The sequence below is a fragment of the Helicobacter sp. MIT 03-1614 genome, from assembly GCF_000762925.2.
Lineage (GTDB): Bacteria > Campylobacterota > Campylobacteria > Campylobacterales > Helicobacteraceae > Helicobacter_C > Helicobacter_C hepaticus.
Window position 1 is genome coordinate 43,351 of the sequence record NZ_JRMS02000003.1, and the last position, 13,025, is coordinate 56,375.

At 36.6% G+C, this 13,025-nt stretch carries 15 protein-coding genes and 4 tRNA genes; 10 read left to right on the forward strand and 9 right to left on the reverse strand.

Annotated features, from left to right (window positions below; all coding sequences use genetic code 11):
• Positions 1-2: 2 nt before the first annotated feature.
• The 5 genes from LS66_RS02585 to ppk2 form a co-directional block, all read right to left on the reverse strand.
• A complete protein-coding gene (locus LS66_RS02585; protein WP_034365189.1) occupies positions 3-338 on the reverse strand; it encodes a dihydroneopterin aldolase in 336 nt (111 codons plus the stop codon).
• The gene (plsY, locus tag LS66_RS02590; protein WP_011115763.1) at positions 338-1,012 is read right to left on the reverse strand and encodes a glycerol-3-phosphate 1-O-acyltransferase PlsY; all 675 of its coding nucleotides are present in this window, start codon (positions 1,010-1,012) and stop codon (positions 338-340) included. The genes LS66_RS02585 and plsY overlap by 1 nt, the downstream gene beginning before the upstream one ends.
• A 39-nt stretch (positions 1,013-1,051) precedes the next feature.
• The gene (locus tag LS66_RS02595; RefSeq protein ID WP_011115762.1) at positions 1,052-1,381 is read right to left on the reverse strand and encodes a rhodanese-like domain-containing protein; all 330 of its coding nucleotides are present in this window, start codon (positions 1,379-1,381) and stop codon (positions 1,052-1,054) included.
• A gap of 49 nt (positions 1,382-1,430) precedes the next feature.
• Positions 1,431-2,174, reverse strand: coding sequence for a carbonic anhydrase (locus LS66_RS02600; protein WP_034365187.1), 744 nt, complete (start codon positions 2,172-2,174; stop codon positions 1,431-1,433).
• Positions 2,175-2,269: 95 nt separating this feature from the next.
• The gene (gene ppk2, locus LS66_RS02605) at positions 2,270-3,349 is read right to left on the reverse strand and encodes a polyphosphate kinase 2 (protein WP_011115760.1); all 1,080 of its coding nucleotides are present in this window, start codon (positions 3,347-3,349) and stop codon (positions 2,270-2,272) included.
• Between the two features lie 96 nt (positions 3,350-3,445).
• Here ppk2 and LS66_RS02610 point away from each other — a divergent pair, with 96 nt between their 5' ends.
• From LS66_RS02610 to LS66_RS02630, 5 genes are all read left to right on the forward strand, one after another.
• The gene (locus LS66_RS02610; protein WP_034365185.1) at positions 3,446-3,958 is read left to right on the forward strand and encodes a CinA family protein; all 513 of its coding nucleotides are present in this window, start codon (positions 3,446-3,448) and stop codon (positions 3,956-3,958) included.
• A gap of 78 nt (positions 3,959-4,036) precedes the next feature.
• A tRNA-Lys gene (locus tag LS66_RS02615) sits at positions 4,037-4,112 on the forward strand.
• Positions 4,113-4,126: 14 nt separating this feature from the next.
• Positions 4,127-4,201, forward strand: a tRNA-Glu gene (locus LS66_RS02620).
• A 38-nt stretch (positions 4,202-4,239) separates the two neighbouring features.
• A tRNA-Val gene (locus LS66_RS02625) sits at positions 4,240-4,315 on the forward strand.
• A gap of 30 nt (positions 4,316-4,345) precedes the next feature.
• Positions 4,346-4,422 (forward strand) — tRNA-Asp (locus LS66_RS02630).
• A 119-nt stretch (positions 4,423-4,541) separates the two neighbouring features.
• Here the strand turns inward: LS66_RS02630 and LS66_RS02635 are convergent.
• Positions 4,542-4,949 (reverse strand): helix-turn-helix transcriptional regulator, encoded by a 408-nt coding sequence (locus LS66_RS02635; protein WP_034365182.1) that lies wholly within the window; start codon positions 4,947-4,949, stop codon positions 4,542-4,544.
• Between the two features lie 181 nt (positions 4,950-5,130).
• On the opposite strand from LS66_RS02635, the gene LS66_RS02640 reads away from it, so the two are divergent.
• Both LS66_RS02640 and LS66_RS02645 read left to right on the forward strand, forming a co-directional pair.
• Entirely contained in the window at positions 5,131-5,922 is a 792-nt protein-coding gene (locus tag LS66_RS02640) for a hypothetical protein (protein ID WP_034365180.1), read from the forward strand.
• A gap of 87 nt (positions 5,923-6,009) precedes the next feature.
• Positions 6,010-6,468, forward strand: coding sequence for a hypothetical protein (locus tag LS66_RS02645; protein ID WP_034365177.1), 459 nt, complete (start codon positions 6,010-6,012; stop codon positions 6,466-6,468).
• Between the two features lie 151 nt (positions 6,469-6,619).
• Here LS66_RS02645 and LS66_RS02650 read toward each other — a convergent pair whose 3' ends face one another.
• On the reverse strand, positions 6,620-8,230 hold the full coding sequence (locus LS66_RS02650) for an ABC-F family ATP-binding cassette domain-containing protein (RefSeq protein WP_034365175.1): 1,611 nt from the start codon (positions 8,228-8,230) through the stop codon (positions 6,620-6,622).
• A gap of 141 nt (positions 8,231-8,371) precedes the next feature.
• Between LS66_RS02650 and ccoG the strand changes: the two genes are divergently transcribed.
• The 3 genes from ccoG (at position 8,372) to LS66_RS02665 (ending at position 10,970) form a co-directional block, all read left to right on the forward strand.
• On the forward strand, positions 8,372-9,748 hold the full coding sequence (ccoG, locus tag LS66_RS02655; RefSeq protein ID WP_034365173.1) for a cytochrome c oxidase accessory protein CcoG: 1,377 nt from the start codon (positions 8,372-8,374) through the stop codon (positions 9,746-9,748).
• A gap of 117 nt (positions 9,749-9,865) precedes the next feature.
• On the forward strand, positions 9,866-10,558 hold the full coding sequence (locus LS66_RS02660) for a Bax inhibitor-1/YccA family protein (protein ID WP_011115752.1): 693 nt from the start codon (positions 9,866-9,868) through the stop codon (positions 10,556-10,558).
• A gap of 10 nt (positions 10,559-10,568) precedes the next feature.
• Positions 10,569-10,970 (forward strand): hypothetical protein, encoded by a 402-nt coding sequence (locus LS66_RS02665; protein WP_011115751.1) that lies wholly within the window; start codon positions 10,569-10,571, stop codon positions 10,968-10,970.
• Here the strand turns inward: LS66_RS02665 and miaA are convergent, their stop codons facing one another.
• Positions 10,971-11,879, reverse strand: coding sequence for a tRNA (adenosine(37)-N6)-dimethylallyltransferase MiaA (gene miaA, locus LS66_RS02670; protein WP_034365170.1), 909 nt, complete (start codon positions 11,877-11,879; stop codon positions 10,971-10,973).
• A gap of 16 nt (positions 11,880-11,895) precedes the next feature.
• Entirely contained in the window at positions 11,896-13,011 is a 1,116-nt protein-coding gene (locus LS66_RS02675; protein WP_034365167.1) for an alanine--glyoxylate aminotransferase family protein, read from the reverse strand.
• Positions 13,012-13,025 lie beyond the last annotated feature (14 nt).

The window sequence follows — 13,025 nt, forward strand, 5'->3', positions numbered from 1 at the left end:
CATTAAAATGTCTTAGTAACACTTGCGCCAACAACAAGTGGAGCAAGAATATCGGGCTTTTTGATGCATAAAGTGATACAAGTTATTGTATTAAATTGTGCTTTGAGCTCATCAATAATGTCAATAAGTGCAGATTCTAAAAGCTTATAAGTCTTTGTTTGGAGATGATGACGGATAATCTCACTTATAAGCACATAATCAAGATAGTGCTCCGATTGATAAGTATAGGTGATATGTGCTTCAACAAGGATTTTTTGTGGGCTAAGCCGCTCACACTCTAAGATTCCAATAATTGCTTCAAAGGTGAGATTCTCAATGTGTAGTGTAATTTGCTCCATTATAACACTTTATTTTCCTCTCCGCTAAAAAGACGTTTGATATTGGGTATATGCGTATAAAAAATAAATAATCCTATAAGCACTAAGGGCGTGTGAGTATTAATTTGTTTAATAATAGATATGCAATCTGGCAATGGCAAGATATAGGGCAATACAAAAGTTAATCCAATCGTGCCTAGCACACCTATAAGTGAAGAAATGGAAGAAATTTTAAAGACTTTGCCCACAATGCCCCATATAATTAAGCCACATATGCCCTCTACAGGGATAAGTAACAATACAGAGCCAATTGCTGTGGCTACACCCTTACCTCCTTTGAATCCTAAATAAGGGCTGTAACAATGCCCCAAAATTGCCAAAAGTGCAATGCTCCATTGTGTCTCATAACTCATTCCTAAAAGTTTTGCCCCAAGCACGACAATTAGACCCTTTGTTGCATCAAGGATAATTGTCAAAATAGAGAGATATTTTGCTTTAGATTCATCAATCTCCTTAACTGCACGATAGACATTTGTTGCACCAATGCTTTTTGAGCCAATATCGCGAATGTCCACCTTATAGAGCACTTTGACCAAAAGCCATCCAAAAGGGATTCCTCCAAATAAAAATGCTACGATATAAAAAATCATATTGATATTTGATAACGTATAAAGCACACTTGATAGAAAACTCATAATATTCCTTCCTCTTGGTATGATTGTATGATTATAGCATTATTTAGTGATGAGTTGAATATTTGCATTCTCAAGTGTAGCAAACTCATCGTCATAAAAGTATATATTCTCTAGTCCCTCTTGCACAAGCTCTGTGCCTAGAATACTTGCCATATGCCCAGAGTAGCACACAAGCACACATTTTTTATCGGGGTGTTTTTTGGCAAGTGCATAGATGTCATAAGGATTATTGAGTTGATGTGAATTATGGATATGACAAATCTCATAATCTTCAGGATAACGCATATCAATAATACAAAAACTTTCATCTAAATCAGTTGCATATATAGGTGTGGCAAGACTTAAATTATTTTTACCTTTGAGTTGCATATATCTCCTTTTTAAGAATGCATTGTATTTTAAAATACATTAGAGAATCTTAATACGTAATCGGAAGAGGTGGAGCAACTTCAATTATCCTATCACCAAGGGGCTGCACATTTCTTGCATTATGGTGAAGGACTGCTTGAAAAGTTTCAATTTGTTTTTTGGAGATTTGAATAGGATTAACAAATACTACCCACTGGACATTTTCGTTACAAGGTGGCGTGGTTAAGCTCCCATCAAAGGCATAATATCCGCTTTGCTTGGGCAAAATATTATTAATGTTGAGTGTGCCAAAGGGCTTGCTTTGATTTACTTTTTGAGGCATAGATTCAATAATTTTATGAAGTGAGGGATTTTCTTTTCCCTCTTCAAAAAGTGCTGCAATCACAAGAGTGTTGCCCTGTTTATCTTGATGCACGATGTGCATTTCCATCGGGAAATTTTTGCCCTCAATCTGTGTCTCAGAAGGACTATGAAAATGGAGTTGCACAAGGGAATAATAAGTGTTTTTCAATCTTACTGCACTACCATTTTGAAAATTAATTTGCACAGAGTGTCCGTTATTTATAATATTTTTTACCTTTTCTTGATGTCCATATGAAAAGCGGAGTTGATTTTCAGTAGGCTTAAGATGAGAGTGAGTGATATTAATAGGAGATTGGCGTTTACCCGTTTTGCAAAGAGCATAGTCCGGACTAAGAGAAGCCCATTTCTCTGCTCCATCATCTATGCCATAGCCCCAGTGAGCTGCTTGTAAAAAACTTGTTATAAAGAACAATAAAAATCTTTTTTTCATAGAAATTCCTTATATAAGCTTGAAAAGATTTGCCTATCCTTAAGCGATAAAAGCCTAGAATAGGTTTTTACGCTAGGGATTTGCTCAATTTAAGATCAAGCACCTTTAGTAGTGTTCGTTGAAGTAGCTTTGCTTTCAGCTTTAACAGGCTTAGTTACCGCCTTGGCAGGAGCGGCTTTGCTTGGTTTGGATTCGCTCTTAACTTTTTCAGACTTATTTTCTTCTTGTGCAACCTTTTCAAGTTTAGCCTTTTTTTCTTTTAACTCCTTTGCAGCTTTTTTAGCCTTTTTTTCCGCTTGTTTAGCTTCTTTGAGTTGCTTTTGAACTTCTTTTGTGGGGTCCATATCGTTTGATTGACGTTGTGAATAAGCCCAAACAATGCTTGGATCTGGCAAAAGACATACAGCCGTCTGGTCTTTGCCTTCATAATCAATTTTGCTTAGAATATCACGTGCAATGTTCAATCGTGCGCGTTTTTTATCATTAGTATTAACAATCGTCCAAGGGCAGATATGTGTATGCGTGCGAGCAAACATTTTTTCGAATGCTTCAGTGTATTGTTCCCATAAATCAAGAGATTTACCATCAATGGGACTTAGTTTCCACATTCTAAGAGGGTCAGTTTTGCGGCGTAAAATGCGGCGTTTTTGCTCATCTCGTCCAACATCAAGGAAATATTTAAAAATCATTGTGCCGCTTGCTATAAGCATTTGCTCTAAATTAGACACTTGTGTGATAAATTCCTTATATTGCTCTTGTGTGCAAAAGTCCATTACTCTCTCTACTCCTGCACGATTGTACCAACTTCTGTCGTAGAATACAATTTCCCCACCACTTGGCAATGTGCTAATATAGCGTTTGAAATACCATTCTGTTTTTTCTGTCTCTGTTGGTTTATTCAGAGCAACTACGCGGCAACCTCGTGGGTTCATATGACTTGTAAGAGCCTTAATCGTACCGCCTTTACCTGCTGCATCGCGTCCCTCCATAATAATAACAATTTTTTGGTTTGTGTCTTTTACCCAATTTTGTAGTTTAAGAAGTTCTATTTGAAGCTTTGTGAGCTCTTCAAGATAAAAGTCCTCTTTCATACGCCCATTTTTAGATTTATAAATATCCCGAATATTGCCCTCACTCTCTGGTCTAATGACAATTTGTCTTTCTTGCTTTCCCATTGTGCCCTCCTGTTAGTGTTAAATTCTTATTATATTAGCATATTTTTTAAGAATATAGGGCAATATTAAGGCATTTTGTATTTGAGGAGTTACTAAATGAAGTCAAATTGCACAAAAAGTAGCATAGTTATATGCGCAGATTTAGCTCAAAGTGCGCTTGTTTTACTCCAAAACAAAGGATTGAAAGTAGGTATAGCAGAGAGTTGCACTGGCGGGCTTTTGGTTTATCACTTTACCGCACTTGATGGAGCTTCAGCAGTGCTTGATGGTGCGATGATAACTTATGCAAATGCTATTAAATCTTCTTGGATTGGCGTGAGTGAAGAGAATCTTAGGCTATATGGTGCAGTGAGTGAGCCTGTAGTAAGGCAGATGTGCGAGGGGATTCTCTCTCAAAGTAAAGCAGATGTAGCACTTGCGACAAGTGGTATTGCTGGTCCAAGCGGTGGTAGCGTAGAAAAGCCCGTAGGAAGCGTATTTATTGGCGTGCAATGCAAGGGTGAGCAAGCGGAGATAAAGTATTGCCATTTTGGAGGCGATAGACATTTGGTGCAATCTCAAAGCTGTGCTAAGGCGCTTGAGATGTTAATAAGTAAGCTGAACTCTTGACAAATTATGCCAAACTCATTATAATGTCGCTCCTTCGTGTCAAAGCATATGAGGGCATTAAGAAAAAGAAAAGCAGATGACCCGTTAGCTCAGTTGGTAGAGCAATTCCCTTTTAAGGAATGGGCCGTTGGTTCGAATCCAACACGGGTCACCACCAAAGATAAAAGTGGCCCCGTCATCTAGCGGTTAGGATACCACCCTTTCACGGTGGCTACAGGGGTTCGAGTCCCCTCGGGGTCACCACTTTTATTTTTGTTCTTTCTTTTTAAGCTTCAGGTTTTGGTCGCTTAGCTCAGTTGGTAGAGCGCCACCCTTACAAGGTGGATGTCATAAGTTCGAGTCTTATAGCGACCACCATTATTGTTTGAGAATTATGGATTCAAGTATGGAGCGGTAGTTCAGCTGGTTAGAATACCTGCCTGTCACGCAGGGGGTCGCGGGTTCGAGCCCCGTCCGCTCCGCCACCTAATTTTTTTAAGTTCAATATAAAATCTTTAAGAATTGGCTCATACATTGTTTGGTATCTTTTGTGTATCTAATGAAGATTCTTCAAACTTAACACCCCTTCTAAATATTGTTTTACTTATATTTTTTCAATAATATGATTGAGTTCTAATGTTTTTTGTTTATAGCTAAGAAGTGTTTTTTCAAGTGTTTCAAGGGATTTTGGGGAGATATATTCAAGAAGTTCTATAATATGATTATATTTGCTATAAAGTGGATTGCGTGCATAGATTTTGCGTAAGATTCTATGAGAATCTGTGCCGCTAAATAGCTCCTGCTCGGATATGCCTAATGCTTCAGCGATAAAAGGTATCATATCGGCTTTTAATTCTATATTACCATTGAGATAAGCATAAATGCTTGAAATAGTGGGTGTTTCACCTGTTTTGCTTGCACGCAAACCCAAATCAATCAAGCGGTTCGCAATTTCCTTTTTGCTTAAATTTTTTTCTTTCAGTATTTCGTTAATTCTTTCTATAACTTTCATTGTATTTCTCTATTATTGTGATAAATTTTATATTTTAATTAATAAATTATAGAAAAAGTATAATTTAAGTATTTATAAACTATAATTAGTTTAATTTTGGAGATGACAATGAATCCTGAAGATGCCTTAATTAAGTATTAATGAAATAAAGGCAAATTCTAAAACTTAAAAGGATAAAAATATGGAAATAAGCAAACTTTTTAATGATGCGGCACCTTACAAATATTACTTGATAGATACGCATTATAAGTCTGATAGCATATCTACTAAAGGTGGCGGAGGTGGAAGGAGCTTGAAAAAATTTTATGATGAATTTTGTCAATATGTTTTTGACATAAATCTTACATATATAGATGATGTTAAGCATTTTCCTCTTGTGCATAATGAAGAAAGCAATAAGGCTACTATTGCTATTGCGCTATCTCGTCTTACACCCTATGTAATAAGTGAATATGGTGCCGATTGTAAAGATGTGGATTTGGGAGAGAGGCTAAAAAACAGACGAAGAATTGACTTTTGGTGTTCTGAAAAAAATCAAAAATATGATATATGGATAGAGTTTAAGCATTTGTATTTCAATGTGGCTAAGAGAGCAAGGTGGGAATTTGATGCTCGTAATAAAGAGTGTATTAAAGAGGCGTTAGAGCAGATTCAAGATATAGAGAAACTAAAAAAGAAAAAAAGACTTTCTGAGTGGAACGATTTTAAACTTGCACTTTTTAGTGTAAATGTGTATTGCAAAAAAAGTTCGCTTCCTAGCGGTGAAGAGTTAAAAGATGCCCCTCAATATGTGCTAGATTCACTTAAAGAAACAGTTACAGAATTTTTAGGTGCCAAAAAGCAATTTGGGGTGCTTTGCGCTGTGCTTGATTTGAGTCCAAGCATTGGCACAAATGAAGAGGATACCTATCACATCTATACTAAAGATGAATATATGCCTTTTGTGTTGCTTTGTGGCGTGGTAGTGGTGTAAGGAATAATTATTGAGAGCACAGATATGACCGAATCTTTACTTAAGATACCAAAAAGGTATTGTTATAAAATCACGCAAGGAGCATCAATGAAAAGTTTAGTAGCATTAGGGGTATTCTTATTGTTTCTAAGTGTGAGCTATGGAGAAGAGTATAAGTGTTTGAGTTATGAGGGGAATACCTGTGTTTATTTTGAGTCTGAGGCTAAGTATGACACCATTCATCTTCATTGCAAGAATGAGAGTATAAAACGAGAATTTAAATACTTTAATGATATAGTTTCAGTAACAATAGATACAGGAAACGAAGGTATTGAGTTGAGAACAGGTTCAGAAGGGCGATACTATAGTGTTTATATGGGCGGCGAACAAATCCTTGAGAAAGATACAACAGGCACTTACTATCTTAATAATCCTGAAAAACCTACTGATCTAGGTAAAAAAATTATAGCACAAAGGATTGAAGCTGCTAAAGCTAGAGTAAAAGAGCGAGATGAGTTTCTTAAACTCTTACTAGACAACAATCTATGTAAAATTGTAGAATTTTGACTACGAATACTAGGAGTGAGCTAAAAATGTGAATACCGATTAGGTTACCATAAACACTAACAAATCTGATTATGTATAGGCTCACCACCCTTATTAGAGCACACTTAAGTATTTTATGTAGTTTTCATAACAGCAAAAGACAATGGAAACATTATTTTTTTTCTCCCTCTATGTATTCCTCATAACTGCCACGAAAATCAATAATCTTAGCTCCTTTATTTTCAGAATCTGTTACAAGTTCTATGATTCTATTTGCATATGCGTCAATGAGTTCTCTATCGTGGCTTACGCAAATGACATTCCCGCTAAATTTATAGAGTGCCTCGCCAAGCGCAATAATGGATTCTAAATCTAAGTGATTTGTCGGCTCATCAAGCACTAAGAAATTTCCTCCTTCAAGCATTAATTTGCTTAGCACCATTCTATGCTTCTCTCCACCACTTAGTGCATTTATGGGCTTTTCTTGCTCTTCTCCACTAAAGAGCATTCTTCCAAGTGCATTGCGTATCTCGCCGCTTTCTTTTTTCTTATCAAAACCTCTAAGCCATTCATAAAGGCTTTCCTCTCCTTTTATCTCCTCACTTACATTTTGTGGGAAATAGCCTCTTTGCGTGGTTGCACCCCATTTGATTATGCCACTATCTGCTTTGAGTTCCTCTATGAGAATCTTACATAATGTGCTTTTACCCACGCCATTTGCGCCAATAATAGCAATTTTATCACCGGGCAAAATCTTAAGGCTGACATTTTTTAATACGCAAAGCTCCCCATAGTTTTTAGAGATATTTTCACATTCTAGGGCTTCGTTGCCAATAGGGCGATTTGGTTTAAAAACAATGCTCGGGTCTCGCCTTGAGCTTACTGCTAGAGTTTGAATATCAAGCTTTTCAAGCTGTTTTTGTCGGCTTGTAGCTTGTTTTGCCTTACTTGCATTCGCAGAGAATCGTGCAATGAAAGATTCTAATTCCTCTTTTTCTTTGAGTTTTTTATTGCGTTCGGCTTCTTGTTGTTTGGCAATAAGGGTGCTTGCAATATACCAATCATCATAATTACCGCTAAATTCACGCACAGAGCCAAAATCCATATCTAAAATATGCGTGCAAACGCTGTTTAAAAAATGTCTATCGTGGCTAATAACAACAAGTGTGCCCTCGTGTCGTTTTAGATTCTCCTCAAGCCACGCAATGGAATGTAAATCAAGGTTGTTTGTCGGCTCATCAAGGAGTAAAATATCTGGTTTTGGGAAAAGCACTTGTGCGAGGAGGATCTTAAATTTATCGCCCCCTGTAAGTGTTTTCATCAGCTCATTATGCATAGCACTTTCAAAGCCCAAATCCTCTAAAATTTTTTCTATTATTACATCGCATTCATACATAGGGTCTTCTTCGGCACATATCATCTCTAACTCGCCGAGCTCTTCATTGACTTTCTCATCGCTTAAATCACCATTTTCATAAAGATATTCTTTGCGCTTGATTGCTTCATAAAGGCGTTGATTGCCGATAAGCACAGCATCTTTTAAGCTTAGCTCTTCAAAAGCATATTGGTCTTGCCCTAATACGCCCATTTTTAAACCCTTTTCAATCACAACCTCTCCACTGCTCGCTTCGTATATGCCCGAAAGAATCTTAAGTAATGTGGATTTACCTGCACCATTTGCGCCAATAAGCCCATATCTTTTATGTGCGTCAAGTTTGATATTGACATTTTCAAAAAGCTTTTTTGTTGCATAGCGCATTGAAAGATTGATAGTTTGAAGCATAAAATTCCCTTTAAAACTTTGGATTAATTTTGAAAAATGATTTTACACTAGATTTTATAAGATAAAAGTTAGAGTGATTTTAAGTTAAAACACTTTATAATTTAGTTTTTAATTGCTGGAAACACTTAAGGAGGATTTTAGATGCAAAATAACACTCAAAATTACAGAATCAAGCGCTATATTGTTTATGGTGTAGCAACTTTGTTCTTGTTGATATTTCCTTTTATTCAAATCAATGGTAATCAGCTTTTTTTGCTTTCATTTGACCATAAACAATTACATCTTATGGGGGTGGTATTTGATATGCAAGAGCTTTATTTAATGCCATTTTTGCTCATTCTTATGTTTGTGGGAATCTTTTTTATGACTACCCTTGCTGGTCGTATATGGTGCGGTTGGGCTTGTCCGCAAACAATTTTTCGTGTGCTTTATAGGGATTTATTGCAGACAAAGATTTTTGGCTTGCGTAAAAAGATTTCTAATAAACAAGAAAAAATGGATTTAAGCACTTTTGGCGATAAAATTAAGGCGGTGTTGGCATTTTTAATTATGGCTACACTTTGTCTTGTAGCAGCAGCAAATTTAATGTTTTTCTTCACGCCTCCGAGTGATTTTTTCGCTTATATGAGTGATCCGCTTAATCATCGCATATTGCTTGGATTTTGGCTTGGATTTGGACTATTTTTTATTTTAGATATTGCTTATATACAAGAAAATTTTTGTATTTATATGTGTCCGTATTGTCGCGTGCAAAGTGTGCTTTTTGATGATGATACGATTACTGCGGTATATGACTACAAACGCGGTGGAGCAGTGTATGATACAAAAGGTATGAAGTTTGATATTGCACCTAAGAAGCAAGATCCAAATAATGAATGCACAAATTGTTTGGCTTGTGTGAGGGTTTGTCCTACGCATATTGATATTAGAAAAGGTATGCAGCTTGAATGTATTAATTGTCTTGAATGTGCCGATGCTTGTGCAAAAGTAATGGATAAGCTTGGCAGACCTTCACTTGTTATGTGGAAGTCTTTTGCTTCACTTGATAATAATGGTAAAGTGCGTGTGATGCGTTTTAAAACTATTGGCTATACAATTATTTTGGCTCTTGTATTTGTCCTACTCCTTTTTATGGGAACGACAAAAGAGGGTATGTTGCTTAATATCAGCCGCACATCGGAGCTTTATGAAGTGAGAAATCACCATATCGTAGATAATCACTATACAATGCTCTTTCACAATACAGATGCAAATGACCACGAGATGTATTTTGAAGTGCTTGATGTCAAAGGTAATGATATTGCCCACTCATTAAAGATTATTACGCCAAAAGCGCCATTTAAAGTTAAAGCGGGCAAAAAGGAAAAAAAGGTAGTAACACTCCGCACAGAAGAGGTTTTGCAAAAAGGCAGTTATGATATTATCATACGCGCTTTTGCCATAGATGATAAGGAGCATATTTTTGTTGAGCGCAAAACGAATTTTGTTTATCCAGATGAACAAATGCTAAAAGATTAGATTTTATGATGTGGCTTAAGGGACAAGGGCGAAGTTAATCCTTAATGGAGAAAATTTTGCTTCGTTAGTAAATTGTGGTAAAATACTACCTCAATTTTCAATTACAAGGAGAAAATAATGGGACTTTATGATAGGAATTACACTAACAACGCGCAGTTTGCAAATGAAGCAGTAGCAGAGCGTGATAGTGCATTAGTGAATTTTGTGAAGACGACTTACAAATTTTTTGGTGCAAGTTTATTCTTTGCTTTCATCGGTGCGATGATTGGTTTTATGTATTTAGAATTTGTAGTAGAATATCGCTTTTTTATTTTTATTGCTGAAATTGCAGCACTTTTTGGGGTTATGTTTTCTCGTTCTAAACCGGGCTTAAATATTGCAATGCTTTTTATTTTTACGACACTCACAGGTGTAACAATCACACCTCTTGTGGCTATGGTAGCATTTAAAGCTGGTGCTGGTGCGGTTGCAATGGCATTTGCTATGACAACAATTATTTTTGGTGTTATGAGCATTTTTGGTATTAAAACTACAAAAGATTTAGCTAATATGGGCAAAATGCTTTTTATTGCTCTTATTGTTGTAGTTGTATGCTCAATTATAAATCTCTTTCTTGGAAGCTCTATGTTTCAAGTATTGATTTCAAGTGCAGCAGCTATACTTTTTAGTTTATATGTAGCGTATGATACGCAAAATATTGTGCGTGGTTTATATACTAGCCCAGTAGATGCAGCTATTAACCTTTATTTGGATTTTTATAATATTTTTGTAAGCTTACTTTCGCTCATTGGCTTAGCAAATCGCGACTAAGGCTCACACAATGGAGGTTGGTAGAGTCATTGATGCTAACCTCAATCGTTTAAAAGAGGGTGTCCGAGTGATTGAGGATACTCTCCGCTACTTTCATAATGATGTTTTGCTTTCTTCGTCATTAAAGAATCTCCGACATCAAATTAAAATCTCTTCAAATATATCTTTACTTTCTTGTCGTAATGTAAATGGCGATGTGTTAAAAGGAAGTGTGCCTGATGAATTGCAACGTGAGAATCTCGCCCATTTGGTAATGGCAAATTTTAAACGTGCTCAAGAAAGTGCACGAGTTCTTGAAGAATATACTAAACTTGTTCCTACTTTTGGCAATAGTGCTGATTTTAAAAAGGTAAGATATGAGTTGTATGAGCTTGAGAAAACCTACTTTGAACGATATGGCAAAAAGGAATAATCAAAGAGTATTATTATGAATTTGCTGTATTAATTGTGCCTCTAATGCTTTTTCCTTTAAATGTGTAATTTGTGCAAATTGAGTGCGATTAAAGGTGCGCTGACGTTTGGCAAGTTGGCAAGTATGAAAAAAGATTTGTTCTTCAAGCTGTTGTAAAGTCGCAACTTTGCCTTGCAAAAAATTTACACATTCTTTTGCGCCAATAGCGTTTAACGCAGGAGCTTGTGCGCCATAAGCTTCTAATACATTTTGCACTTCCTCCACAATCCCTTTTTGAATCATTGCTTTTGTGCGTTTAGCAATGCGCTCTCTTAACTCATCGCGTTCGCATTCAAGGCAAAAAATCTCAATGTCATAGCCTAAAGACTCTTTTTTATGTGTAGCAAAATATATACTTGGAGGTGTATTTGTGGCTTTAAAGAGCGCAAGGGCTTTGCAGATTCTGTAAGTATCTGTGGGTGAGAGACTTTGAGCATAAGTTTTATCAATTTGTGTTAATTGTGCATATTGCATACTTATATTTCCTAGACTTTTTACCCACTCTTCGTGTTCTTCAAGGAGAGGCATAGGGCTTAAGCCCTCCATAATGCTTTTAAGAAAAAAGCTACTTCCACCTACGATAAGCAAAGGCGTGTGTGGAGAGTTATTTTTGATATCTTCAATGCTTTGGAGCAGAAGATCTTTAAAAATCATTACATTGCTTTTTTGATGTGGCTCTAGGATATTAAGCGCATAATAACATACCTGTGATTGCTCCAAGAGTGTGGGTTTAGCAGAAGCAATATCAAGATATTTATAAATACTTAGAGAATCAAGGCTAAAAATCTTACAATTTTGCTCCATTGCTATGCGATGAGCAAGAGCACTCTTGCCGCTTCCACTTGAGCCAAGCACTGCAATGATTTTCATATATGAAGTTAGAGACCTATTTATCTAATATCTCATAATAGGCAGTGAGAAATACTTTATTTCCTGTGCCATCAAATTTCCTAAGATTTAATCGTTCTAGGGCAAGCTCTATTGCGTTTACAACCCACACACTCTCATTAAGTGCGATAAGTCCCATTTGATTAATGCGTATAATACTTGTTTTAAGCTTATCTTGCCCACCTGCTACATTAAGTGTAAATTCATTTTTAAGAATCTTCCTAAGAGGTGCGGCATTTACCTCATCATAAATTGTATTCATCGCTATTGCAGGAGATTTTGGGTAGATTTTAAGCCCGAGTGATTCTAGGGCTTTTTGTGTAGCAAGAGAACGTGCTTTAGTTTGCGCATAAACTTGTTGCATATTGCCATTGATGAGCTCAAAATATCGTGTCAAGCCTGTGATAATTGTCGTAGGCGCAGTCCAAGCAGTCGTATTTTGTGCTTGATTTTTAAGCTCTGTTTTGAGATTAAAATAAAAACCTATATCCCGCTCGTTTGCAAGTTCTATCGCATAATGAGAAAGTCCTATAATGCTTAAGCCTGGCGGGAGCATAAAAGCTTTTTGTGAGCCGCCAATGAGTGCATCAATATATGTCGTATCAATTTCTTCAACACCCATAGCAGTAATGGCATCAACAACAACTACAATACGCGGATTATGCGCTTTAATTGCTTGAGCAATTTCTTCTACAGGGTGGCGCAATCCTCCTGCAGATTCGCACATTTGGATACAAAAGCAATCAATTTCACTCTCTTTTTGTAGCACTTCAAGCACACTTTTCGCGCTTACAGGCGTATCCCAATCATTAATGATTTCTGTATAGGGGATTTTGTGTGCCTTTGCTATTTTGCCAAATCGCTCACCAAATTTACCGCTATTGATACTTAGCACTTTATTTTGAGTAAAAGTGCATACACACGCTTCCATTGCACCAGTGCCACTACTTGCAAGCATAAGCACTTCAGGCATTTTCAAAATCTCTAAAAGCCCCTTTCTCGCTTGAGCAAAAATTGCTTCAAACTCTGGTGTGCGATGATGCAAAGTAGGCTCACTCATTGCATTGCGTATGGATTCTGGCACAGGTGTAGGTCCGGGCGTAAAAAGTAGCATACTCACTCCTTAAA